A 25,922-nucleotide genomic window follows, 5' to 3' on the forward strand; every position below is an offset into this window, starting at 1 on the left:
TCCCTCCGAGTTGTTATATTTTTCTTCCGCTTTGATCAAATTTAGTAACAAACGTTTTCGAACGTCCATTTCGTGTGATCCGTTCTATTCGTTCTTTGACAGACCCATCGGCATAATAGGTCATTTCTGTAATCACATTTTCATTGGCATCATAATTTTTGCTAGCAGTCATGACACCTTGTCTATCATAGATGGCTGTATACACCTTTTTTCCATCCTGATACATGTCACTGTGGGTTAAAAAATCCTTGTTAAAGTGGTTGAGAACCTCAATGCCATTGTCTTCATCGGTTATCTTTTCTACCCGAGTATTACTTTTTGTTGTTTCTTCTACAACAATTTGATTTCTAGAGCTTTTTTGTAAAAGCGTTACTAATGCCTGTATTTGTTGTAATTGTTTAGCTAGTGCATCGACTTTTTCTTCTAGGTTATTATGTTGATCCGTCAGCTTCTCGGAAGATTGTACTTTGTGATGAATATCCGTAACAATTATTTTATGTTGTTCTTGGTTTGCTTTATTTTCTTTTAACTCTTCATTTATGGAAGAGATTCCCTTTGTAACAAGTTCTATATGTTTGTTTAAATCTGTAATTTGGTGACTAACCTGATCCCTAGTTTCTAGAAATCTTTCTAGCTGGTTTGAACGCAATGTCGCCAGTTCCTCTTGTATACGATTCATAGCATTATCTTGCAGTTCATTCATGACAGCTTTTAAGGAATCGACTTGATTCATTGCCCTATCATAGCGCGTAATATCTTCTTGCTCTAAATCCTCGATTATTCGCATTAAGTCACTCTGTTTCTGGCCTATAACCTCAAATTTCTCTATTACTTCTTTTCGAGTTTCTTCTAATGCTTGTTCAGCTAGGTAAACCGATTGATTAACTTCTTTGGTAATTCTTACAGTGATTTCCTCTTGGGAGGATCTTACTTGTTCACCTAGTATGAGAGAATGCTCCTTAGTTGCTTCCCGAATATCCTGAGTAATCGCATTCCATTTCTCTAGACTTTCTTGATAAATAGTAGAACGTTCTTGAGTACCGGTTTCACCTAGCTCGAGAATTTGGTCTGTTATTAGTTGCTTGTTCTTGCTAACTTCTTCAAGAACTTTACTTGTACTCTCTAGCGTATGTTCATTAATAGCCTGAGTAACATGGTCCAATCCATTGAGTATATCAGCAACTTGTTGGTGCTGTTCCTTAGCCACTTGATCAAACTGTTCATTCATTCTATCAACAATTACAAGTGAATCCTCATTGATTTTATTCAAAATTTCTTCCTTAGCTTTAATAGCTCGTTCGCCTAAGTTATCTTTCACTTGATTCAATTGATCACTTACTACATTTGTTTGATTTTCAACTACATACTGAATGTTTTCAACTACATCACGATTTCCGTTGGTTATGATATCAGTAGTTAGCTTCTTTTGCTCGTAGAGAGTATGTACTAATTGTTCATGATTGCCAACTATTGCTTGAGTCATTTTTTCTAGTACATTATCGTTCTCTACCTGCATTAACTCCAAGAATGCTGATATTTGTTCTTTCGCTTGGAGGATGTTGGTTGCTGTCAGTTGAGTTTGTTCCTTAATCTCATTGTTTAGGTTGTCATGCTTGTCTGTATATGTATTTAACAGTCGTTCACTTATTATGTTAATTTCCTCTAACATTCTTGCCGCTTCCTGCATAGTTAAGTTTGTTTCTGTTTCGTGCTGCTGGTTTAATGTTTCTATTAGCTCACTCTTATAGCCACTTATTGTTACCTTTTGCTGTTTGGCTACTAAATTCATTTGTTCCGAAAGCCTAGCTTCTTCTTGCTCTAACGCTGTTATTATTATTTCACCGTTATTTTGAACTTTATCTGACAGTTGCTTACTTGTATTTAGTATTTGCTGACTAGATACTTTATGGTGTTCTTCTACCTTTTCTGTTAACGCTATAAAACTAGTTTTTGAGTCTTTCAATAGTTCTTCTTTGCTATCTTGTAACACTTGCAGCATACTTTCCCTTGAGTCACTAATCTTGTCAGAAAGTGTTTGTAATTGTTTACTAAATTGTTCTTCTACTGTATGAAGACCCTTACTTAATAGTTCATATTGTTTCTGGGTTGTAGCTAACAAATTTTGCTCAGAATTTCTTACTGTTTCCATCATGATTTCAAGCTGTTCCTTTAAACCAGAATGATGGTTCTCGGTAAAATACTTATATTTTTCTTTGATAACCTGGTAGGAAATAGCTAGTAGAATACTAGTTAATATTAAAAATAATACTGTTATAAATTGAGACGATATCCAATGTATATCCGACAAAAGACCTATATTCAATGCCTCTAGTACCATTAAAATCCCCAATAAGATAAAGACTCTCTTATCGTCCTTGCTAAGCCAACTTTTCATTTGTGTATTCCTCCCTGATGTAAGACAAGGGTGAGCCTACATCTGCTACTTTATTACTAGTTAATAAACTAATTATAGTGGATTTTTATTAGGATTTCATTAAGTACTTTTATATTTTATGTAGGGGGTATATTTGCCAATAGATTTCCTTTCATTCTTATTACCTAAAACACCTTCCATTACTAAATTGTGGATATGAGATAAAATTTAATCGATTTTATTCTCCATAACTAATCATAAATAAAAAAAGCTTAAACTGATACATCAGTCTAAGCCCTTTTCATAAGTTATTTCTTGTCACCTAACCAGTCCGCAAGCTGCTGTGCTTCGTCATCACTAACACGATTATTTTGTGCTGGCATTTGCCCCTTACCGTTTAAGATAATATCTTTAATTTCATCAGCAGAGTAATTAGCCCCTACTGCTTGTAAGTTCGGACCTGCGCCGCCAGATAGATCTGCTCCATGACAAGCTGCACAGTTTGCTTCATAGACATCTTCTACTGCAGATGCGGTTTCATCACCATCAGTTTGGCCTGCATCATTTGTAGCGCCATTATCATCAGCTTCATCTTCACCGCCACAAGCGCCAAGTACTAACGCAGAACCAAATAGGATTGCCAATAACCATTTTTTCATTTGAAATCCCCCAATCTAAGTTTGGTACTTTCATGTTTAGTATATCCTTTTGCAAAAAATATACCAGCCACAAAGTTGCCATAATTTGGGTTATTTACTGTAATCATCTAGGTTTGTGGTACTTTTTGACAAAATTAGCAATTCGATTTTTTATAGTTGTGAACGCAAGTATGCATCGATAAATGGATCAAGTTCTCCATCCATTACTGCCTGGGTATTTCCAATTTCAACGTTAGTTCGGTGGTCCTTTACCATTGAATAAGGATGGAAAACGTAAGAACGGATCTGGCTACCCCAGCCTATCTCTTTTTGCTCGCCACGAATGGCCGCTAATTCTTGCTGTTGTTTTTCAATTTCTTGCTGATATAGCTTAGATTTCAACATCTTCATGGCTGCTTCACGGTTCTTAATTTGAGAACGTTCATTTTGGCATGTCACTACAATGTTTGTTGGAATGTGTGTAATACGTACTGCAGAATCTGTGGTGTTTACGTGCTGCCCACCTGCACCGCTTGCCCGGTACGTGTCTACTTTTATGTCCTCATTTCGAATCTCGATATCCACATCATCACTCATTTCTGGTGTTACATCACAAGAAACAAATGAAGTATGTCTACGTCCAGAAGAATCAAATGGAGATATACGCACTAAACGATGTACACCTTTTTCAGCCTTTAAGTAGCCATACGCATTATGCCCCTTGATAAGGAGTGTTACACTTTTCACACCTGCTTCTTCACCAGGTAGGTAATCTAATGTCTCCACAGAAAAATTATGATGTTCTGCCCAACGTTGGTACATGCGAAGTAGCATACTTGCCCAATCTTGAGACTCGGTTCCACCTGCTCCAGGGTGTAACTCTAAAATCGCATTATTCGCGTCGTAAGGTTCACTTAATAGCATCTGTAATTCAAAATCATTAATTTCTTTCTTTAACGATCCAAGCAATTCTTTAAGTTCTTCTAATAGCTCGGCATCATTTTCTTCTTTAGCCAGTTCAAATGTTACCTCTAAATCCTCATGCTGGTTAATAATACTTTCAAAGCTATTCACAAAACCTTTTAATCCATTCGCTTCATTAATTACGGTCTGTGCAGCATTCTGATCATCCCAGAAACCTGGAGATGTCATATCATGTTCTAATTCCTCAATTCGAGCCTTCTTTGCTTCTAAGTCAAAGAGACCCCCTAAAATCCGCTATGCGGGTATTCATCTTATCTAATTCACTTCTAATTTCATTAAATTCCATATTTTCACCTCTATAGTTATTCCTAAATTAAATTAAATTAAATTAATTTTATTTTAATTGTTGCATGGTGTCACGCAACAGGTAATAAATACGCGACACGAATCCGCGTGTTTGACTCTTTTCGCGCGTGAGTTAGTGCCTGTAACGGGAGGTAGCCTTAGTGGCGTAAGTTTAACTTATTTACGTGCGACAAAATTCCATGGTCGCGTAAGATTAACTTAGGGCCTCACAAATTTCGAAATGAACGCGTGAATCTTACTTCGGCTCGGGTGACTCCTGAGACTTCGTTAATTTCACTTCAGACCGAGCAGACTCTTTGTCTTTAGCGGAATTCATCCCCGCTCCAATATCTCTTGTCTCATGAAAACACTCCCAAATAGTTGGGAGTGTTCTTGTAACTATTTATTGTCCATGGCAGTTTTTATATTTTTTGCCACTACCGCAAGGGCATGGATCGTTCCTACCTACGTCTTCTGATTTCACAAATGGTTTTCGCGTTTTCTTCTTCTCATCTCCACCACCGGAAACAGCTTGTGTATTTTTCACTACAGCTTGACGTTGTAAATTATCACGGATTTGAGCCTTCATGATGTAGCGAGCGACTTCATCCTCAATGGCTTCTACCATACCTTCAAACATTGCGAATCCTTCCAACTGGTACTCGCGTAATGGATCATTTTGTCCATATGCTCGTAAGTGGATACCTTGACGAAGCTGATCCATTTGATCGATATGATCCATCCATTTCGTATCAACCGTTCTAAGCAGAATAACTTTTTCAAATTCACGTATTTGCTCTTCTGAAAGTTCTTGTTCCTTTTCATCGTAGCGAGTACTTACTTTAGCCATAATAAGCTCGTGAATTTCTTCTGTTTCTTTTCCTTTTAGTTCATCTACAGACAGGGAATCCTGGTCTAATAAGTTACCATGAACATACTCTACAATAGCTTGTAGATCCCATTTTTCCTCTTCATCTTCTGGTGCATGTGAGTGAATCACTCGTTCCAGTGATGAACTAATCATGCTTTCAATGATCGTACGAAGCTCATTACCTTCTGCATCGATTACTTCAAAACGTTGTTTATAAATAATCTCGCGTTGCTCTCGTAATACATCATCATATGCTAAGACGTTTTTACGTGCATCATAGTTATTACCCTCTACACGTTTTTGTGCTGATTCAACAGCACGAGATACAAATTTATTGACGATAGGCTGAGAATCATCCATTCCCATCTTATCCATCATTGCTTTTAGATTGTCAGAGCCAAATCGTCGCATCAATTCATCTTCCATTGATAAATAGAACTGAGACAAACCAGGGTCACCTTGACGACCAGAACGTCCACGTAACTGATTATCGATACGTCTTGATTCATGTCGCTCTGTACCAATTACTGCTAAACCTCCGAGTTCTAGTACTCCCTCACCTAGTTTAATATCGGTACCACGACCAGCCATGTTGGTTGCAATAGTAACTGCACCCTTCTGACCAGCATGTTCAATTATCTCTGCTTCTCGATAGTGGTTCTTCGCGTTTAGAACATCATGCTTAACTCCAGCTTTTTTCAAATATTGGGAGATAAGCTCTGATGTTTCAACAGCCACCGTACCTACCAGTACAGGTTGACCAAGTTTATTTCGTTCCTTAATATCCTCTACAACTGCTTTAAACTTACCGTTCATTGTACTGTAGATCTTATCTGGATAATCGACACGAGAGATTGGTTTATTCGTTGGAATCGCAACTACATTCATATTGTAGATGCTACGGAATTCTTCTTCTTCCGTTTTCGCTGTACCGGTCATACCTGCAAGCTTGTTGTACATACGGAAAAAGTTCTGGAAAGTTATAGACGCTAGCGTCATACTTTCGTTTTGAATCTTGAGACCTTCCTTCGCTTCAATTGCTTGATGAAGACCATCACTGTAACGTCGACCTTTCATCAATCGTCCTGTGAACTGATCGACAATGACAACTTCACCATCCTCGACAACATAATCTGTGTCTCGGTGCATCGATACGTGCGCTCGTAATGCTTGACCAATATGGTGAGTTAACGTTACATGATTTAGATCAAATAAGTTTTCAACGTTAAAATAACTCTCAGCCTTATTGATTCCATCTTCCGTTAACTGAACTCCCTTTGTCTTTTCATCATACGTATAATCTGTATCACGTTTTAATGTAGTAACAAATGAATTCGCTTGTGTATAAAGTGATGCTGACTTTTGAGCAGACCCGGAAATAATTAATGGCGTCCTTGCCTCATCAATTAAAATTGAGTCAACCTCATCAATAATTGCATAGTTTAATGGTCGCTGAACCATTTGATCTTTATACAAGACCATGTTATCACGCAAGTAATCAAAACCAAATTCATTATTCGTTCCATATGTAATATCGGCTTGATATGCTTCTCGTTTTTCTTCTTTGGACAGACCATTCGTGTTCAGACCAACTTTTAACCCTAGAAATTCGAACAATTGCCCCATCTGCTTCGAGTCACGTTCTGCTAAATAATCGTTTACCGTAATAACATGTACACCTTCACCTGATATTGCATTCAGATACGCAGGCATTGTAGAAGCTAGTGTTTTACCTTCACCAGTTTTCATCTCTGAGATATTACCTTCATGAAGTACAATTGCTCCCATAATTTGAACTTGGAATGGACGCATATTTAACACACGTTTGGAAGCTTCACGAACCACTGCATAGGCTTCAACCATTAGGTCGTCTAAGCTCTCCCCATTCGAATAGCGGGATTTAAATTCCTCTGTTTTTTGTCTAAGTTGATTATCCGATAATTTTTCAAAATCGGGTTCTAATGATTCAATTTGGTCAACAATTTCTTGTAATCGTCCTAATTGTTTTTTATTACCATCAAAAAGTTTTTTTAGAAAACCTGCCATTGCTACGCTCCTCAATTCTATAGTGAAAATAAGAATGGATATTCTTCAATTGCCCACTGCCCGAATATAGTATGACCTATTCGTTTATGAAGTGTATGTTTACCCACCTACCATTATACCAGATTATTCCATCGGCAATGTATCGCTTCACTATCAAAATTTAGTATTAATAACTATTATTTCAACTATCTATACAATAAATAATAACATTACTTAATTCTATATGCCAACTACATCACACTGAACCATGGAATATGAAAGGCGATCTCTAATATGAGATCGCCTGGAGTCCGTATATTAATTATTCGGTTCAATTAAACCATATTTACCATCTTTACGTCGATAAACAACATTTGTTTCACCGGAAACTGCATTTTGAAACACATAGAATGCGTGACCTAGAAGATCCATTTGTAAGACAGCTTCTTCAGGGTCCATTGGCTTTAAATCAAACCGTTTCGTTTTTACAATTTCCATTTCTTCAACTTCATCTAAAACTTCTGGTATTTCTGCTAAATTACCACCAATGTATTTCGGCATTCCATTTTGGCGTGGCTTACGATTAACTTTGGTTTTATATTTTCTAATCTGTCTTTCTAACTTATCTAATACTAAATCGATAGCAGCGTATAAATCTGTATGTTCTTCTTCAGCTCGTAATAATAGACTTGTCATCGGTATCGTTACCTCGATACGCTGTTTGTTATTATAGACACTTAAATTCACATATACTTCTGAGGTCTGTACGCTATCAAAATATTTTTCAAGCTTACCAATCTTCTTCTCTACGTACTCTCTAATTGATTCCGTAACCTTAAGATTTTCACCACGAATGTTGAATTTCATAAAGTGTCCTCCTTTTCTATCTTTACATATATTATACTATACTTCCCAGGATAATTCCTATCTAAACTTGTCCATTTTGTAAACAAAACTGAATAAACAAGCCAAAAACGCCGGTACTAATAGCTTCTCGGCTTTACAATATATTTACATTTTCATCATAACAAAAGCTAAGAAAAAAACTTCTAGACTTATTCTAGAAGTTTTCATCTATTTACGCTTATCCATAAACATCCCATCAACGGTATGAACCTTTTCATATGGATTCGTGTATTTTCTATTTGAGTTTTTTTGTTTCTTGACTGCTTTCATTTCAGACTTTAATCCGTTAAATAACTGATCCATAGAACGCTGGATTTGTTCATTTAATGGAAGGAGTTTCTTTCCTAATTCCAGCTCTTCTTTCGTAAAGGGCTCCGAAATGTTTTCCATTTGTAAGCCCCTTTGATTTAGCAAAGAATTAATTTCTTCGATTACCTTTGGACGATTTTGAGTCGTGATTTCAGCCTTTAATAATTCTTGTATATGAACAGTAATATCATAGATTGGTTGTACTCGGTTCATTATACATGCTCACCTTGAGCATATTGCTTTTGTCTAGTCTTTAAGATTACTTGTTTCCAAGTATCTCTGAATTCCACAACGAATCCTTGGACTTCTTCCAAGATATTAATATCATTTTTGATATTAGCCTCCATCAAACGATTATACATGTAGTCATATAAAGGCATGATTTGTTTTGAAATTTCAACACTTTGATCTAACGTAATCATTAACTCTTGTATAATTTTTTGTGCCTTTTGGATATTCGTATTTTTTGCTTCAATATTGTTGTCTTGTACATCTTTTATAGCCTGTTTAATAAACTTGAGACAGCCATTATATAACATAAGCGTTAATTCGCCACCAGTGGCAGTATTAACAGCATTATTTTGATATGCTTGATATTTATTCAAAGCCATAAGGTAAAAACTCCTTTTTGAAATGTTAAATTACATTCCGCCACCAAATTGGGATAATAATTGTGCTGACTGATTGTTTAGTCGAGAGATCGCTTGTTCCATCGCATTGAATTGTCTCCAATAGCGATTTTCAGTACTTAAAAGTCTATCTTCAAAGTTGGAAATTCTTGTATCTAGGTCCTTCATTCGTCTACCAAGAGTATAATTATCAAGTGTACTAGTAGATTTACCGGCACGTTCTTCAATGCCTTTCATCATATTTCCGATGGAATCTTCAAGTCGATTAATGAGACCTCTTCCATCACCGTCTTCATTGTTAACAAATAATTTGAAAACGTCATCTGGATTTTCTTTCAACGCCTCTTTAAGTTTGGTTTCATCTACTTCAATCTTTCCACCATTTAAGTAATCCTTACCTGTAGAAATACCAACTTGTGTAAGAACATTGTACTGACCACCATTTTGAACATCAGAGTACCATGTTTCTCGTAAGTTAAAAAGACCAGAAGTTAACATCGTGTCGCCACGAAGAATACCACTTTTTGCTTTTTCTTCCCAAAGCTCAATTTGCTTTTCAGACATTCCTTCCTTCTGTTCTTCGGTCAGCGGTTTATAATCTCGGTATCTTTCTTCTGTCTGAGACTTGTTAATCATGTCCACAAGTTCATTATACTTGTTAACAAAATCCATAATTTGATCAAAGGCTTGATCCACGTTAGCTTCTACATTCAAATTAACTTTAACACCTGGTTCAGTTACATTATTAAATTTGAATGTAACGCCACCCATTGTATATTCGTTAGTTTTGGAAGTGAATTCAACCCCGTTATAGTTAAATTCCGCATCAGTTCCACCGACTTCAACTGCACCTTGAAGCTTTAATGTACTATTAAAGAAATCACTATCAAAGGTGATTTCTTCACCACCTTGGTTATAATCCCCTGTTCTAGTTGTTTCAAAAATTACTTTCTGTGATTGTTCGTCATAAAATGCTCTAACATTGTTAGTCTTATCATCCGAAATCTTTTTGAGAACATCCTTAAGCGTGTCTCCAGCTTCGATTTCAACTTCACGTTGTTTCATAGCATTTGTTTCCACATCAAAAGTATTAAAGTAAACCTTACCAGTGGCAACTCCCTGCTCATCTAATGCTTTATTCGGATCAATGCCAATTTTATCCGTACCTACCTTAATAGCAGAAGAAGCTAATTTAGACACTTCAATACTATATGAACCCTCTAAAGCACTTGTAGTAGCAGTAGCAGTTACAGCACTTTCTAATGAGGACGTAACCGTCTTCGAGTTATAAGTACTAGGCTTTTTCATTTCATAGATAGAATATCTATCCATTTCTTCTAGCTTTTGATAGATTTCACGGTAACCATCTCGCTGCCATTCAAGTAACGTACGGTCCTGATTCATCTTATCTAACGGCAGTCTTTCTGCCGACATTAGCTTTTGAATAATCTCATCTGTGTTAATTCCTGAAGCCAAACCTCCGATACGCATTACCATATCGTTTCACCTCTTTTTTATATCTTTTTGTCAATAAGAAATCCCATATATTCTCCCATTGCCGCATACATATCCAAAATTTTTTTAGATGGGATCTCCTTGATTACTTCATTCGTATTTGGATTAACAATGGTTACATAATACTCATTCAGTTCTTCATGTAATTCAAATTTTAAATTAGTTCGTAATGGCTCAACAAAATCGTTAAGCTTGTCTACTGCTGTTTCTACTTGTTTTAATGTTGGTTTTTGTTTCTGTTCATTTGTCTCATTCGCTTGCATAACAGTTTGTATCTCTGCTGTATGTCTTATGTTGTCACTGTGTTGCAAGGATGTTGTTGTACCAACGGAAACTGAGTCCATTCGCATCCCCCATGCAACTCCTTACAAACATTTATTATTTATATCGGATAAATTCCAAAAAAGTTAACTAGTCTTATGGTATCTATTCCGCATTTTTGTTTAGTAATTTTAGTAAATCTACTGAGACATTAGCCGCCTCATTATTCTGTTCTTGGATATCCATATAGATTTCCTTACGATGAATCTCCACCGATTTTGGTGCAGCGATACCTAGTTTTATTTGATCGCCCTCGATGGAAAGCACCTTTATTTCAATATCGTCACCAATTTGAATTGCTTCGTTTAGTTTTCGCGTTAAAACTAGCATCACTACACTCCTTTCTGAGCGGTAGCAGATTTAATAGAAGCCTTGCTTTGGTAATCATCTGTATTCAATATGTATTGCTTACCAAGCATTTTTTCCAAGTTAATCACGATTGGTGCCTTCAAATTCATTGTACTAGACTCAAATGGTTCTTTTACCGTTACAATAGTCAGTACTAGTACATCCTTTTCACTTTTTATATCTAATGTGTTAATTGTAGTGTCATCTAGCTCAATTGTGTATTGCTGGTAAAATTGGTATGGATTTACCACCACGAATGCTAGTTCTTCTGATTTAACGGACTGCAAAAACTGAAAAATAGGATTTCCAGGAATATCAAGAAGAACAAAATCTAGTTCATCTAGAAACCCAGGAATACCAGAAGGGAAATGAATAATTTTACTCTCTTCAATCTCCACATTACCCAGATATTTTGTTTGTATATTCAATACAATCATCCTTCCTTAATGTTGTCTATCGATCATTCGGTAAATAGATTTACAAAATCTATTTTTAAGTCCTGATATTGCGCCATACTAATGTCTACCGAACCAGGAATATAATTTACTACAGGTTTATTCACTTGAACATCGATTATTGGTTTATTCGGCTGTACATTAATTTGGACCTCGGATGGCTGATAATTAATCTTCACTGCCTGGAACGAAGGAACAAATTTAATTCCAAGAGATCGAGGTGGTTCATGGGCATTTTGAAAAGATTGGCTTATTAAAGGATTTCCCTTGTTTTCGATTTTCATAAGTTCTGTTCCTTGAGAAGCTCTTCTCCCTATCCCCTCCATAGCAGCTTGTTTACCTTCTTGGGCAAACTCTTCAATTGAACGTTTAGCAGATTTGAGATTCATATCTTCCCATGCTTGTGTTTGATCAATAGTCAATTTAAAAGGAATTGTATTCATGGTAATATCAGCCCTCGGCTGTTGGATTGATAGATTTGCTTTAGGCTGTTGTATCTCCTGTCTTGCAGGTTGTATCGTCATACTAATTCTTGCCTGCTGTGATTCCATTCGAATCTGTGGTAATTGCATGTCAATCCCCCTATCCTAATAGAAAAACTCGCATACGCTTTAATTTTAGCGAATGTGTTAGTTTCTCTTACGGCAGCGGAAAGTTTTCTATACTTTCCTAACTACTAAAAAACCCTGAACCCTATGCGGGCCAGGGCTATTGATTAACGTAAAAAGTCAAGTAGTGTTGGTTGTATGATCCGTGAACCGGCAGATAATGCTGCACGATGAATACTTTCTTGTGTAATTAATTGCGTAATTACTTTTTCATAGTCGATATCTTCGTTGTTTGACATCATTTGGGTTGCAGATATTTCTTGTGAACCAAGGCGATTCTCAATAAGATCTAAGCGGTTCATTCTTGCACCTAATTCAGCACGGGCATTCAGGATATTATCAATATTTTCATCAATTTCCCCAATGCTTTGCTGTATTGAAGCTTGGTCATCATTTTCTAAAGCTGTAATAAATTGGTCAATTGTATCTAATGCATCCTGATCAAAAATACCTGCTGCATCTACGTTTGCTTTAATTTTAATACCACTGGATACTTCAATATTCACATCACCAGTTGTAATATTATTACCATTCTCATCAATAGGCATAATATCTGTATTCGTACCATTAAAGATATACTTACCATTAACATTCGTATTTGCTATCTCCGTAATATGTTTACGAAGCTCTTTCACTTCTTCTTGAATGTTTTTTCTTTCTGCTGCATCATACGTACCATTACTTGCTTGAACTGCAAGCTCTCTCATACGTTGGTAAGCCTTTGTAGCTTGATCTAGTGCATCATCTGAATTGTCCATCCAGCTATGCAATTCATTTGTATTACGTTGGTATTGTTCTACTTGTAATAACTGACTACGATAGTCCATCCCTTTTACAGCAACTACTGGGTCATCAGAAGGTCGGTTAATTTTTTTCCCAGTAGTTAACTGTTCCATATATTTACCCATATCATTATAGCTATTAGATAAATTACGTAGCATATTATTTGAAAGCATTGATTGTGTTACACGCATTTATATTCCCTACCTTCCTACAAGACCCATATTATTAATAATTCGGTCCAATATCTCATCCATGGCAGTCATACTTCTTGCCGCTGCGTTGTATGCATGCTGGAATTTAATCATATTCGTCATTTCTTCATCTAAAGACACTGAACTCACAGACATTCTTTGTTCTTCCACTTGAGAACGAAGAACAGCTGTATTGTCGGCCATTCGATTAGCCTCTTGTGCAGAAACCCCTAGGCTTCCGATTAATCCTTCATAGAAGCTTTTAACAGAAGTTCCATTACCAATAGCTGGATTATCACTGAAGGAAGTATCAAACACTTCCGCTAACTTTAACGCATTATCACCATTACCAGCAGTACCATCTGCACTTGCTGCAAGTAATTTTGGATCTTTTACAATATCATTGTTAACCGTCATAACACCATTAGTATATTGGAAGAAATCAAGACCAGCCTGATTATTCAAGTCTCTACCATTGTTGTGTTGTTCATTAAATTTAGCAGTTAATGTTTCTGCCATTTTATCTAGCTCTTGTATCAATAATCCATAAGAAACAATATCTTCCTGAGGTGTACCACCATGAACATCTATTAGTGCCTTTAAAGAACCTGATGGTAATACAACATTTGTTGTGTCTCCGATTGTAACCGTATTAGTCGCAGGGTCAATCTCTAAATAATTAGGTTCTTCACCTGGGCTTAATAAAGTTATCTCAGGAGAATAGGAAGTTCCATTGTCATTAATCAGTTCAATTTTCGTTAATCCACCTGCAATATCCAACGCACTTTCTGAAGATTCCACACGGTGTACTTTTATATTTACGATACTTGATAATTCATCAATTAAACGATCACGTTCATCATATAAATCATTCGCTAAATATCCGTGTGGTTCAATCTCTTTTATTTGATTATTAATTCTATTAATCTGGCTTAGTAATGAATTTGCATCCTTAATGGTCACATCGATTTGATTACTAGTATCATCTTGCATTTTTTGCAGATTTTGTCTTAAATAATTAAATGTATCAGCAACAGCTAATCCGCGTTCTGTTACTACCGATCTAGCCCCTGAATTCTCAGGGTTTACAGATAAATCCTGTAAAGATTGCCAAAACTTATCCATTGTATTCGCTAAACCACTCTCTGATGGTTCATTTAATAGACTTTCCATACGATAAAGTGAACTAGACATAGTTTCCCAATAGCCTGTCTTACTGTTTTCAGCACGAAATTGTAAATCTAAGAAACTATCACGAATACGTTCCACTGAACCAGCTTGGGCACCTTGACCAATTTGGCCAGGTATTTGTGGACGGTTACGAGATCCACTTGGATATGCTGTTAGGGTTTCGAAGTTAACACGTTGTCTGGTATACCCTTCTGTATTCGCATTCGATATATTATGACCTGTTGTATATAAAGCTGATTGTTGTGCATATAGCGCTCTTTTCGCCATTTCCAAACCATGGAATGTACTCATTGGACTTTCTCCTTCTCTCCCGATTATTTCTTAGGCTTTTGAATCAAATACGGATCGATTCACATCTGATGGTCCTTTATCCTTGCCATAATTCATATTTTTCAAAGAAGGACTCAATAAATCAATAGAAAGCTGAACGAATTGCATGGATTGTTGAATCAATGCCATATTTAACTCTTCCTGTTGTTTCAGCTTAACAATTGCTTCAGTCAGACGAACAGCTGCATCTTCCAATTCTTTCTTTTCGGCTTCAATTTCGATATGGTTCATTAAATTCGAAAGGGTTACTTCATCTACTTTTACTCCATGGTTCACAAACCATGTAGCTACTTCCTTCTGGCGTTCTTCCTCTGCTTGTTCTAATTGTTGTACTGCCTTTCGTTCTTTCACTAAAGTAGGTTGTAGTTTTTCAACATTACCCTCTTTTACAAGGGCCGTTTTTTCAATAGAAAGCGCTAGTAGCTGTTCATGAATCAAAATTAAGTTTTTATTTATCAATAATTAATTGTACGGACACTTGGCTGTCCTCCTCTTAATGCTTAGACCAAAATTCAGCTAACTTTTGAGCCGTTTTTTCATAATTAATTTCATACTGACCAGACTCAACGCGATTTTTAATTTCTTGTACATATGCTTCACGCTGTGCACTGACTTTCGTATTTTCTTGTAATTTCATAGCTTCTGTTGAAATCTCTAGTTGGTCATGTTTGAAAGCTTTTTTTACTTCCATCGTCTTATGAATTTGATTTTTATATGGATTGAAGTTTGTTTGATTCGGCCCATTTATTTTCATAGTATCACCTCATTAAATTTCCGAACAACCATACGTCGAACGTATTTCTATCTATTTTATCGGCAAATAATTAAATATTTGTAGTGTTATCTGCGATTCTTATCAAGCGTATAATAAATACGAGTTTCCTTTTCGGTTTCCTTATTACGTTCTGCTACTTTATCAATTGCTTCAAGCTTTGATAACTCATTTTGCAACTCGGTAGAACATGAACCACAAAGTTTACCTGTAGTTATCATCGTTCCACACTTTTCACATGGATAACCCAGTTTAGGGAACATGGATGTACGAAGTCGATTCTCTTTTATAAATTTCGTAATCAATGTTTCTTCTACTCCTGTAGCTTCCACTACTTCAGTTAAAGTTGCTTCTCTGTTTCTTTGTTGTCTCAGAAAATCATAGACAATTTGAAAAGCAGCTTCTTCTTTTTTATAGCATTCCTTACAGATATCCTTTAGTTGTTTTACGAAGACATTTCCACAACTTGAGCAATTAGCTAACTCAGCCATATTTCATTTCTCCTCAATACTATTATTTTATCATATCCGTCTAACTACGAATCAAAGTATATGTAAAAACCTCTGGACAACCAGATTTTACTAAAACATCTGCTGCGTGGCGTATCGTAGTACCTGTTGTATATATATCATCGACAAGAATGACGGAATTGTTTATACTCCCTTTCAAGATAAATGGGTTTTGAGAAGAAATTCTTTCGTTTCGGGACTTCTTGGATTGTTTTTCATTGTGGACTCGTGACAGCAGCTCTTTTGTTTGTATTGGAAGGAAAGAAGCTAACATTGATGCTTGATTAAATCCTCTTTCTTGCATACGCTCCTCACTTAAAGGAATAGGAACTGCAATTACGTCCTTTTTGGATTTAAATTTTTGTCGGAAGTGTTGTCCAAAACTATGTGTAAATAGATAACCTAGTTCATAATCTCCTCTATACTTCCATTTTGCAACAATCTCTTTCATGTCATTATTATAACTATAAATGGAGTAATTAAACACAATGGTATCCTTTCCATTGTTATAGTTTTTCCACCAAAGACAGTCATTACAAATCCTGATTTCAGACTGACGACTACAGTGATTACATCGACTTCCAGTGATGATTGCGAGGTTCTCTTCACAGCGTTTGCAAATGTTTTTTTGCTTAGTTGGAAAAACAAGCGTACTCCAATTTATTTCATTCATAATTTCTTCATTACACCATAGACAATTCATAAAGAAAATCCGCCCCTTTTATTCATTTGTTTGATAGACTGAATTGCTCTTACCATTGCATTTGTTTTTCCATCATGGATAAAAAGAACTTCCCCTGTTGGGTCTTTCTTATTTCTTCCAGCTCTTCCCGCTATTTGAACTAGGGCAGCTTCATCAAATACAGAGTGACCTGCATCTAAAACGACTACATCAACAGATGGAAATGTAACGCCTCTTTCGAGAATGGTTGTCGTTACGAGTACTTGAATTTTCCTTATCCTAAATAGGTCGACCTTCTCAATTCTATCCGGATCATCAGCGTGTACAGAGTCAATTACACCCAATCTACCGTTTGTTATATCCTGCAAGTTCTTCACCACTTGTTCTGCAAGTAGGATAGTCGGTACAAAGAGTAATAATTGTCGATTGGGTTTCGGTCTATTGGTTATCCAATTCGTTATATGTTTTGGGAATTTCTTCTGTTTTAAGTCCTTATGAAGGGAATAGCTCATTTTCAGTTCTGGTACTGGAAGTGGATGACCATGGTAACGCACTGGTACAAATGTGTGTGGCAATTGTTTAAATGCCATTTTGAGGAGTAAATTTTGTCTAGGGGTTGCGGTTAGATATATCGTTGTGCATGTTGACTTTTTAGCACGATTAACAGCGAACGGAAGAGTTGGATCATGATGATATGGAAATGCATCCACTTCATCAATAATCATGAGGTCAAACGTTTGATAAAATCGTAGTAATTGATGTGTGGTTGCAAGGATTACTTGTGATTCACCAACCCTATCATCGCTACCACCATATAATGCCTCAATAGGAACCTCCTGAAAAGCATCCTGTATTCTCGGTTTTAGTTCTCGTACGACATCTGCCCTAGGAGTGGCAATACAGATTCGCTTGCCTACCTTCAAACCATATTCGATTCCTTTAAATAACATTTCTGTTTTCCCTGCTCCACATACTGCCCAAATCAGGTGTTCCCTTTCTTTTTCTTGAATAGCCTGTACCAAATTATTTGAGGCTTTCTGCTGCGCGTCTGTAAGGGAACCCTCCCAGGTTAATGGAGCATCATAACTCGGCCAGCTTAGCTGTTCTCCCGACCAGTAAAATAATGGTTCACATTCCATTACTCTTCCCATCTGAATACAACTTCTGCAATATAAATGTTCCTTTTGACATAGTCCACAGGGAATTTTTCCGAATAAGGATCGCTTGTTATTTCCACATCGATGACATTGATAATGAAAAGTCTTTCTGTTAATAGAAGGGATTTGTGTAAAATGATTAGAGGATAACACACCTTGAGGGATTTCTTTTTGAAGCAAGAGTTTACCAATATACTTACGCAAATCTGGAGATCTCAACTGTGAATCATATTCCATACCACCACTCACTTTCTACAGATATTGTATAGACTGCCAGAACACTGACAGTCTAGTGTATATAATTTATAAATGATTGCTTATTTAAAATACCAACATACCCCGATTGCCCCTTCACCAAGATGGGTTCCAATAACAGGGCCAAAATAACCAATTACGGCTTCAGTATTCGGATATTTCTCCGTAAATTCATCTCTTAATTCCGTTGCAGCCTGTTCATCATTTGCGTGAATAAATGCGACTTTAGCAACCTTGCCTTCTTTTGCATGCTCTTCTAGCATTCCTATAATTCGGTTGATTGCCTTTTTACGTGTGCGAATTTTTTCAAATGGAACAATAACCTTGTCAACAAAGTTTAGTACTGGTTTCACCTGTAATAAACTACCAACAAGCGCCTGTGCACCATTTAATCTTCCACCACGATGCAGATTCGTAAGATCATCAACCATAAAGTAACCATGCATGGTTTTCTTCATTTCATTCAAACGATCCATAATCTCTTCAGCCGATTTGTCCTCTTTTGCCATTTCAGCAGCTTCTATAGCATAGAAACCTTGTGCCATACAGCTAATTTCTGAGTCAAATGCATATACTTGAATACCTTCCACCATATCACCAGCACTAACGACAGCTTGATAGGTACCACTAATACCACTGGATAAATGTACTGAAACTACTGCATCATAGTCCTTACTTAACTTTTCTAGCTTCTCCGTAATCAGACCAATAGCAGGCTGAGATGTTGTTGGAAGATCCTTTATCTCTTTTAACTTTTGGTAGAACTCTTCAGAAGAAATATCGATTTCTTCTTGATATATTTCATCCCCGAAAATAACACTAAGTGGAATCATATGTATTCCATATGCTTTGCGCATATCCTCTGGGATATATGCCGTGCTGTCTGTCATTACAGCAACCTTCATCTCGTACCTTCCTCTCCTAAATTATTATTTATTTTTCTCTTCTTTGGTCTATATGCCCTTTATATTTTACATGAATGTTATAAAAAATGCACCATGATATGAATTCGTATTAGATGATTGCATTATTTATCATGACAAACAAACGAAATATCAGCCTTTCTCTATGTCATTCGCTTTTTATACAGAATAGAAATCTATCGAGAATTGTTTATGATTTAACAGGCAATAAAAAAGCCTTGAAAAATCAAGGCTTTTTAAGTTATAGTACTTCTACCCAACCCTTGCGAATTGCAGATACAACTGCTTGGGTACGATCATTTACATTCATCTTTTGCAAGATATTACTAACATGGTTTTTTACAGTTTTTTCACTTATATACAATGCTTCTGCAACAGCGCGATTACTTTTACCATCCGCTAGTAACTGCAAAACCTCACATTCACGTTTTGTAAGCAAATGTAATGGACGATGGTATTCGACACGACTTCCTAATCCAACCGCTACGGATTCTTTCGCAAGTCTGCGATATTCTTGTACAAGATTATGTGTTACCTTCGGATGTAAATATGAACCACCTTCACTTACGACTTTAATCGCTTCTATCAGTGAATTAGAATCCATTTCTTTTAGTAAATATCCTTGTGCACCTGTTTTTAATGCATGTGTTACATAGCTCTCATCATCATGAATCGATAGGATAATTACTCTCGATTTCGGATAATTACGTACTAGCTCAGCAGTAGCCTGTACACCATTTACATTCGGCATGTTAATATCCATTAATACAACATCCGGATTGTATTCTTTTACTAGTTTAGAGGCCATTGCACCATCATCACCTTCAGCAACAACCGTAAATGATGGTTCGAATTCTAAAATTCTTTTAACCCCTTCTCGGAATAACTTATGATCATCTATTAAAACAATATTAATATTCTTTTCAAAATTCATTGCTCTTTCCTCCCCATACGTAATATGCCCCTATTACGTTTTGCATTGATAGCAAGTTTCTATTCTCTCTCTATTAAAGTAAAGCTCCCTCATAAGGTAGCTGAATTACTATCTTTGTACCGGAACCTATCGTTGATTTTATCTCAAAGGTTCCGTCAAACATTTCTACGCGTTCCTTCATTCCCATTAAACCAAACGATTTATCACGTTTAATGGACGGATCAAATCCTTTTCCATTATCGCTAACAATCAGGTTTAGGTTTTTTGTACAGATTTCTATCTTGACACTAATTAATGTTGCCTCTGAATGTTTCACTGCATTTTGAATTGCTTCCTGTGCCATTCGAAATACGGCAATCTCATATTTTTGATTAATACGTCTAACTTCACCAATAGACGAGAAATCTATCTTTATATTGTTATACTCTGAAGTAGTTGAAATGTATTTTTTATGGTTGGAATCAGACCTAGGTCATCTAGTGCCATTGGTCTTAAGTCATAAATAATGCGACGAACTTCATATAACGAGGTTCGAACCATCTTACGAACATTCCTAATCTCTTCTAATGCTTCCTCTGGACTACCCTTTCGGAAGGTCCGGTCCACTAACTCCGAACGCAGCAAAATATTAGCTAACATTTGTGCAGGACCATCATGAATTTCTCTGGAAATACGCTTACGTTCTTCTTCCTGTGCTTCGATAATTTTTAAGCCAAATTCTTGTTTTTCTTTTGCCTCTTCAAGCATTTCATTCATTTGCCTAAAATCATCTGTTAGATATGTGAGTATGACTGAGATTTTATTCGCTAAATTCTCAGCACGTTTAATCGTTTGATCCAGAGTTTGAAGTCGTCTTTCTAACTCATCACGTTTTACTCGTAATGATCTTTCTTCCTGGCGAAGCATCGCTAATTTAGTTTGTAACTCATGTGTAGATTCATAGACTTCCCGAATCTCATCTTCTGTGTATCGGTCAAAATACTTACTTACCTCTGATAAACGTCTTCGCGAATAGCGAACATTTTGCTCTAGCTTATCACCATCTTCTATGTATTCTAAGACTTTTTGCTTGGTATATTCTAGTTCGCTAAGCAATTGTTCATATTCATTACGAGCCTCTTCACTTATGTTAAAAATCTCGTCTTTACTATTTTCGACGACATCGACCATTTCATCAAGTATAAAATCTAAATCTTTTTCCCTAGTTTTCACTGCCATAAGCACTCACCAACCTATGGTATAATTATACGGGTTAAATAAATATTTTTATAGGGTTAACCTAGAAATATTTTTATAAAACCTTAATTTTTCTCATTCTCTAGATACTATTACCCAATCTATACAATAGGTAAACTTCTTTTTTCTTTATTATATACTAAAAAATCTAAAAGGAGGACTTTTTCTCATGTTATCTAAATATTTTACCGTAAATAAAGATGGTGGTTCACATGAAATTGTCATTCAAAAGTCTAGGTTCATTGGCACTATTAAGCGAGTGGAGTCCGAGGAGGAAGCTCAATCCTTTATCCAGGAAATCAAAAAGAAATACCATGATGCTACACATAATTGCTCGGCTTATATTATTGGAGAACATGACCAGATTCAAAAAGCAAATGATGATGGCGAGCCCAGCGGAACCGCAGGCGTACCAATGCTTGAGGTCCTCAAAAAACAAAACCTTAAGGATACTGCTGTAGTAGTCACTCGTTATTTTGGAGGGATTAAGCTTGGAGCTGGTGGGTTAATAAGAGCATATGGAAGCTCCACATCTGAAGCTCTCAAGGCTGTGGGTATTATTAAAAGGCAGTTAATGAAAGGTTTCTCTGTCACGGTAGACTACACATTACTTGGTAAACTTGAAAATGAACTTAGAAATTCAGAATACATTCTAGAGACGATTAACTACTTAGAAAATGTATCGTTTGTAGTCTATGTAGAAGATGGACAGGAGCAGATTTTTCAGGACTGGATGATTGATTTAACGAGTGGACAAGCAACCATTGAATCAATTGAAGACAAATATATAGAAATCGAAGTAGAGTCTACGAAAGAGTAAAAGAAAAACTTGGCGTTTTATATGGAACGCCAAGTTTTTCTAATTAAATTTGTGACAATGCAGCTTCATCAGCAATAATTGTTACATCAGGATGCTTGTGGAGAATGGATGCAGGAAAATTTTCTGTAATTTCGCCGTTTAATAATCTTGCCACTGTCTCCGCCTTCGCCTCACCTGAAACTAGTAAAACGATTTTTTTACTCTCCATAATGGTTTCAATTCCAGCAGTAATTGCTTGTGTCGGTACTTCATCAATAGAGGAGAAGAAACGAGCATTGGCATTACGTGTGGATTCATCTAGTTCAACAACATGTGTACGACTAGAAAAAGCTGTCCCTGGTTCATTAAAACCAATATGGCCATTTAAACCAATTCCAAGTACCTGCATGTCTATTGCTCCATTTTCCTTAATTAGTTCTTCATATTGTAAAACTTCTTCTTCTAGATCCTTCGCTATTCCATTGGGAACATGCGTGTTATTTTTTTGAATATTAATATGATCAAAAAAATTGCTATCCATAAAATAACGATAGCTATTCGGATCATTTCCTTCTAAACCTACATATTCATCCAAATTAAAGGTTGTCACATTGTCAAAGGAAACTTTATTGGATTGATATTGCTCAATTAAGCATTTATATAGTCCCTCAGGTGTAGAGCCAGTCGCAAGTCCTAGTACAGGTTTTTCTGTTGAACGAACCACCGAAATGATCATTTCACAAGCTTTCTGACTCATTTCATCATAATCCTTAACACGAATAATGTTCATTTTGTTATTCCCCTTCATAAGCAATTTTTCCGCGGCAATATGTTTGTTTAATCGTAAAATCTGGATCAATTAGTAAAATATCAGCATCTTTGCCTATAGAAATACTCCCTTTACGATCAAATACGTCAAGTTGTTTTGCAGGATTAACACTAGCCATCGTTATAATATCTTGAATATCTACTCCAGGTATTTTCAGCATTTGCTTGATACCATCAGCCATTTTTAATATACTTCCTGCCAATGTTCCATCGCTAAGCACTGCACGCTCGCCATCTACCGATACCATTTGTCCGCCAAGGTCATATGTACCAGCTTGAAGACACTTAGCTCGCATAGCATCCGTAATAAGTATGATTCTTTCACTACCCATATTTTTGAATATAAGCTCAAGCATTTCTGGAGCAACATGTATACCATCAGCAATTAACTCCGCACGTAGCTCCTCCAGTAGAAAAGCAGCACCTACGACCCCAATATCACGATGATGAATTCCTGTCATCGCGTTACATAAGTGTGTTACCTGATTGACACCATAGGAGACAGCCTGTTTCATACCAGCAAAATCAATCGCAGTATGACCTGCAGATACATTTACCCCATTTTCAGCTAGGTGGCGGATAAAACTACCATCTTCATCATGCTCAGGTGCCATCGTAATGGTCTTTATATTATTATTAGATAGTTTTTGCCATTTATCAAATAAATCCTTATTCGGCTTATGGATATGCTCTAATGGCTGTGCACCTTTTTTGCTCTCTTCAATAAATGGTCCTTCCAGATGAATACCCACTATCTCTGCATAACCAGGTTTTGCCTGATAGCTTGCGACATTTTGGAGCGCCCGTTCAATATTTTCTGGGGACTGGGTAATAGTTGTAGCTAAAAAGCTAGTAGTCCCTTCCTTCGGCAAAACTTGTGCAATCTTATCCAAGGCTTCTTCGGTTGCATCCATAACATCTGCACCGTTAGCACCATGGATGTGGCTATCGATGAAGCCAGGTACAGCAGAAAGTCCTTGTCCATCAATAATTTTAAATCTACTAGGATAACTAGTAGGATTTTCATTTTTATGAAAGACACCTTTAATGATACCTTGCTCCAATAAGAGGCTACCATCTGATATAATTTCATTTTCAAGATAAATCGTTACATCTTTTATAAGAACTGATTCTACTATGTCACTCATATATGTAAGTCCCTACCCTTCTATTTCTACCATTTCAAAGTAGCACATGGCATTATGAATGTCCAGTTCATACCTTTCTTAGAGTAAGGGAGGGGTTATGGGAACGTGATGTTGTGCGCCTTCATAGTGTTCTTGGCAAATTTATCTTTCTATAATATGATGAGATTCTCTAATATGAAGCTCTCGCGAGAATCCCCTAAAGACCTAAAGAAGAGACTGCTTTAGTTTGCAGTCTCCCCTTATTCATTAGCTATTTACTTATTTTGTGTTATTGTCTTTTGATTGGTGAGTTCTTTGATTAATGTTTGTATTAACTCATCAGAAGAGCGGATTTTATTTTTTTCTGTGTCATCAATGATTCTTTTCATCATATTCTTAAAAAATTCACGTTCAACCATTAAATTACCGCCTTGATCATGTGTTTTGGTTTTTATACAGCCTATCATACCATAAATCTATGAATATGATTATTAAAATCTTCTTACCTTTCTATTACTTCCGTTTATTTTTGAGAAATAATAGAAACATACATGCTGTTATTGCGCCAAATCCATCAATGAATACATCACCAATATAAGGCGTGCGATTTGGAGTTAAACCCTGATGCAATTCATCCATAATAGCATATGCAATTGTTAAGGAAAACGAAACAGTAACTAACCTAAGTGCTCCCCAAGTGACGGTTTTACGAAATGCGAGATAAAAAAGTACTAATAAGATAAAAAATGCAGCAAAGTGCGCTCCTTTACGAATGAAGAACTCTATAACTCCATTGGTTCCTAATGCCTCTAGGCTTACTCTACTATGGTTATAGCTAAAATCAATCCAACCTAAAAATGGCTCTAGGAATGATAAATCAACTGTTTGGGAAAGCATAGGCTTAATATCTTGTTTTTCATATGGCTGTGCCGAAGCGTAAAAAATGATACTCATCCATGCGAAGGGAAATAGCCAATAATAATAATTTTTTTCATTTCTACATACCTGTCCAATCTATATGTTAACAAATGTGCTAATTTTTCTTATGGAGGAGAAATAGTTTCTATTCTTTCCTGTAATAAGAAAATCACACCATCGTCGTTTCAGAGAATCTAATCTTACTAATTTCCCTAATTCTTAACGTACAAAAAACCGTAGAATCCTACGGTTTAGGTTTAAGAGTCTTTATTTTTTCGCCATTGATTAAATTCAAGGAAATCTTTAAATTCTTGCTTAGATACGCCTGATTCCATTGCTTCTCTCACGATTTGAAGCCACTCTGCATCTAGGCTATTTACTTCTATGTTTTCTTCATTTATTATTTCGTTAACAGAGACGCCTAATACAGAACTAATTTTTTCAATAAATTGAATGGACGGGTTAGTTTGGAGGTTTCGTTCGATTGAACTTAAATATGATTTAGCTACATTTGCTTTTTCAGCAAGTTCCGAAATAGACATTTTTTTATCTTTACGTAATTGTTTAATTTTTTCTCCGATCAAGACGACTCACCTCTTTCAAGCGAATTATATCACAAAACAGGTGAGCAGTTCTATATAAAGTACATAGATATTTACAATTATGTAAACCTTTTTGCCTCTTTTAGAAACAGTCTAATTTCTTCTATCGTCATACCCAACTCCTTCGCCTCCCTAATTAACAAGATCCACTCATAATCAAGGTCAATTTCTTTTAAGATCTTATTCAATTGTCCTATCCCCCATTATTATCTATGTAATCCAGCCATCCTAGCCAAAAGCTTGGATCTGTGACTTTGCGTCCCCACTTCACAATGGGTTTGCCTTTTAATAGATGGAAATTTATTGTAATACTATTATACAAGATATTTACTAATATTAGGGTGTCTTTTTTTGTCGTCTGATAACTAGTTTTGTAGTTATTAAATACTAGTCTTATAAGCATTTATGTTACTAATA

At 36.1% G+C, this 25,922-nt stretch carries 28 protein-coding genes, 1 pseudogene and 1 riboswitch; of the genes and pseudogenes, 1 reads left to right on the top strand and 28 read right to left on the bottom strand.

Annotated features, from left to right (window positions below):
- Positions 1-13 precede the first annotated feature (13 nt).
- From G5W_RS0117015 to G5W_RS22490, 22 genes and pseudogenes are all read right to left on the bottom strand, one after another.
- Positions 14-2,395: a coiled-coil domain-containing protein gene (locus G5W_RS0117015; RefSeq protein WP_010098517.1), complete on the bottom strand. Its 2,382-nt coding sequence runs from the start codon at positions 2,393-2,395 to the stop codon at positions 14-16.
- 287 nt (positions 2,396-2,682) lie between these two features.
- Positions 2,683-3,033 carry a cytochrome c551 gene (gene cccB, locus G5W_RS0117020; protein ID WP_010098519.1) on the bottom strand — a complete coding sequence of 117 codons (351 nt, stop codon included), beginning with the start codon at positions 3,031-3,033 and terminating at the stop codon, positions 2,683-2,685.
- Positions 3,034-3,183: 150 nt separating this feature from the next.
- Positions 3,184-4,282 (bottom strand): peptide chain release factor 2 gene (gene prfB, locus G5W_RS0117025; protein ID WP_237706232.1). Its coding sequence is split into 2 segments (ribosomal slippage): positions 3,184-4,218 and positions 4,220-4,282, totalling 1,098 coding nucleotides; the frame shifts between segments, so codons are not numbered across the junction.
- 402 nt (positions 4,283-4,684) lie between these two features.
- Entirely contained in the window at positions 4,685-7,198 is a 2,514-nt protein-coding gene (secA, locus tag G5W_RS0117030; RefSeq protein WP_010098521.1) for a preprotein translocase subunit SecA, read from the bottom strand.
- Positions 7,199-7,495: 297 nt separating this feature from the next.
- On the bottom strand, positions 7,496-8,044 hold the full coding sequence (gene hpf, locus G5W_RS0117035; RefSeq protein WP_010098522.1) for a ribosome hibernation-promoting factor, HPF/YfiA family: 549 nt from the start codon (positions 8,042-8,044) through the stop codon (positions 7,496-7,498).
- Between the two features lie 207 nt (positions 8,045-8,251).
- Positions 8,252-8,605 (bottom strand): flagellar protein FliT, encoded by a 354-nt coding sequence (fliT, locus tag G5W_RS0117040; protein WP_010098523.1) that lies wholly within the window; start codon positions 8,603-8,605, stop codon positions 8,252-8,254.
- Positions 8,605-9,003 carry a flagellar export chaperone FliS gene (gene fliS / locus G5W_RS0117045; protein WP_010098525.1) on the bottom strand — a complete coding sequence of 133 codons (399 nt, stop codon included), beginning with the start codon at positions 9,001-9,003 and terminating at the stop codon, positions 8,605-8,607. The genes fliT and fliS overlap by 1 nt, the downstream gene beginning before the upstream one ends.
- 30 nt (positions 9,004-9,033) lie before the next feature.
- Positions 9,034-10,518 (bottom strand): flagellar hook-associated protein 2, encoded by a 1,485-nt coding sequence (locus G5W_RS0117050; RefSeq protein WP_010098526.1) that lies wholly within the window; start codon positions 10,516-10,518, stop codon positions 9,034-9,036.
- A 17-nt stretch (positions 10,519-10,535) separates the two neighbouring features.
- Positions 10,536-10,880, bottom strand: a complete 345-nt coding sequence (gene flaG / locus G5W_RS0117055) for a flagellar protein FlaG (RefSeq protein ID WP_193372412.1) — start codon at positions 10,878-10,880, stop codon at positions 10,536-10,538.
- Positions 10,881-10,962: 82 nt separating this feature from the next.
- The gene (csrA, locus tag G5W_RS0117060) at positions 10,963-11,187 is read right to left on the bottom strand and encodes a carbon storage regulator CsrA (protein ID WP_010098528.1); all 225 of its coding nucleotides are present in this window, start codon (positions 11,185-11,187) and stop codon (positions 10,963-10,965) included.
- A gap of 2 nt (positions 11,188-11,189) precedes the next feature.
- Positions 11,190-11,642, bottom strand: a complete 453-nt coding sequence (gene fliW / locus G5W_RS0117065) for a flagellar assembly protein FliW (protein WP_010098529.1) — start codon at positions 11,640-11,642, stop codon at positions 11,190-11,192.
- 23 nt (positions 11,643-11,665) lie between these two features.
- Entirely contained in the window at positions 11,666-12,232 is a 567-nt protein-coding gene (locus G5W_RS0117070) for a DUF6470 family protein (RefSeq protein ID WP_010098530.1), read from the bottom strand.
- 143 nt (positions 12,233-12,375) lie between these two features.
- The gene (gene flgL, locus G5W_RS0117075) at positions 12,376-13,242 is read right to left on the bottom strand and encodes a flagellar hook-associated protein FlgL (RefSeq protein ID WP_010098532.1); all 867 of its coding nucleotides are present in this window, start codon (positions 13,240-13,242) and stop codon (positions 12,376-12,378) included.
- Positions 13,243-13,251: 9 nt separating this feature from the next.
- Positions 13,252-14,724: a flagellar hook-associated protein FlgK gene (flgK, locus tag G5W_RS0117080; RefSeq protein WP_010098535.1), complete on the bottom strand. Its 1,473-nt coding sequence runs from the start codon at positions 14,722-14,724 to the stop codon at positions 13,252-13,254.
- A gap of 30 nt (positions 14,725-14,754) precedes the next feature.
- The gene (locus G5W_RS0117085; RefSeq protein WP_010098536.1) at positions 14,755-15,222 is read right to left on the bottom strand and encodes a flagellar protein FlgN; all 468 of its coding nucleotides are present in this window, start codon (positions 15,220-15,222) and stop codon (positions 14,755-14,757) included.
- Between the two features lie 34 nt (positions 15,223-15,256).
- On the bottom strand, positions 15,257-15,517 hold the full coding sequence (flgM, locus tag G5W_RS0117090) for a flagellar biosynthesis anti-sigma factor FlgM (protein ID WP_010098537.1): 261 nt from the start codon (positions 15,515-15,517) through the stop codon (positions 15,257-15,259).
- Positions 15,518-15,603: 86 nt separating this feature from the next.
- Complete coding sequence (locus tag G5W_RS0117095) at positions 15,604-16,026, bottom strand: TIGR03826 family flagellar region protein (RefSeq protein ID WP_010098538.1); 423 nt, start codon at positions 16,024-16,026, stop codon at positions 15,604-15,606.
- Positions 16,027-16,066: 40 nt separating this feature from the next.
- Positions 16,067-16,747: a ComF family protein gene (locus G5W_RS0117100; RefSeq protein ID WP_010098539.1), complete on the bottom strand. Its 681-nt coding sequence runs from the start codon at positions 16,745-16,747 to the stop codon at positions 16,067-16,069.
- Positions 16,744-17,877, bottom strand: a complete 1,134-nt coding sequence (locus tag G5W_RS0117105; protein WP_010098540.1) for an ATP-dependent helicase ComFA — start codon at positions 17,875-17,877, stop codon at positions 16,744-16,746. The genes G5W_RS0117100 and G5W_RS0117105 overlap by 4 nt, the downstream gene beginning before the upstream one ends.
- Positions 17,878-18,200: 323 nt before the next feature.
- On the bottom strand, positions 18,201-19,043 hold the full coding sequence (locus tag G5W_RS0117110; protein ID WP_010098541.1) for a DegV family protein: 843 nt from the start codon (positions 19,041-19,043) through the stop codon (positions 18,201-18,203).
- Positions 19,044-19,302: 259 nt separating this feature from the next.
- Positions 19,303-19,995 carry a response regulator gene (locus G5W_RS0117115; RefSeq protein ID WP_010098543.1) on the bottom strand — a complete coding sequence of 231 codons (693 nt, stop codon included), beginning with the start codon at positions 19,993-19,995 and terminating at the stop codon, positions 19,303-19,305.
- 73 nt (positions 19,996-20,068) lie between these two features.
- Positions 20,069-21,213 (bottom strand): annotated as a pseudogene (locus G5W_RS22490) (sensor histidine kinase).
- A 187-nt stretch (positions 21,214-21,400) separates the two neighbouring features.
- Here G5W_RS22490 and G5W_RS0117125 point away from each other — a divergent pair.
- Positions 21,401-22,051, top strand: coding sequence for a YigZ family protein (locus tag G5W_RS0117125; protein WP_010098547.1), 651 nt, complete (start codon positions 21,401-21,403; stop codon positions 22,049-22,051).
- Between the two features lie 43 nt (positions 22,052-22,094).
- Here the strand turns inward: G5W_RS0117125 and nagB are convergent, their stop codons facing one another.
- The 6 genes from nagB to G5W_RS23425 form a co-directional block, all read right to left on the bottom strand.
- Entirely contained in the window at positions 22,095-22,820 is a 726-nt protein-coding gene (nagB, locus tag G5W_RS0117130; RefSeq protein WP_010098548.1) for a glucosamine-6-phosphate deaminase, read from the bottom strand.
- A 4-nt stretch (positions 22,821-22,824) separates the two neighbouring features.
- Positions 22,825-24,006 carry an N-acetylglucosamine-6-phosphate deacetylase gene (gene nagA, locus G5W_RS0117135; RefSeq protein ID WP_010098549.1) on the bottom strand — a complete coding sequence of 394 codons (1,182 nt, stop codon included), beginning with the start codon at positions 24,004-24,006 and terminating at the stop codon, positions 22,825-22,827.
- Positions 24,007-24,260: 254 nt separating this feature from the next.
- Positions 24,261-24,404, bottom strand: a complete 144-nt coding sequence (locus tag G5W_RS23845) for a hypothetical protein (RefSeq protein ID WP_010098550.1) — start codon at positions 24,402-24,404, stop codon at positions 24,261-24,263.
- Between the two features lie 94 nt (positions 24,405-24,498).
- Complete coding sequence (locus G5W_RS0117145) at positions 24,499-24,999, bottom strand: VanZ family protein (protein WP_029191176.1); 501 nt, start codon at positions 24,997-24,999, stop codon at positions 24,499-24,501.
- A 161-nt stretch (positions 25,000-25,160) separates the two neighbouring features.
- The gene (locus G5W_RS0117150; RefSeq protein WP_010098554.1) at positions 25,161-25,487 is read right to left on the bottom strand and encodes a helix-turn-helix domain-containing protein; all 327 of its coding nucleotides are present in this window, start codon (positions 25,485-25,487) and stop codon (positions 25,161-25,163) included.
- Between the two features lie 77 nt (positions 25,488-25,564).
- Positions 25,565-25,693: an anti-repressor SinI family protein gene (locus G5W_RS23425; protein WP_010098555.1), complete on the bottom strand. Its 129-nt coding sequence runs from the start codon at positions 25,691-25,693 to the stop codon at positions 25,565-25,567.
- A gap of 22 nt (positions 25,694-25,715) precedes the next feature.
- Positions 25,716-25,798, bottom strand: a riboswitch (cyclic di-GMP riboswitch).
- Positions 25,799-25,922: the final 124 nt, after the last annotated feature.

It is taken from the genome of Ornithinibacillus scapharcae TW25 (genome assembly GCF_000190475.1).
GTDB classification, from domain to species: domain Bacteria; phylum Bacillota; class Bacilli; order Bacillales; family Amphibacillaceae; genus Ornithinibacillus; species Ornithinibacillus scapharcae.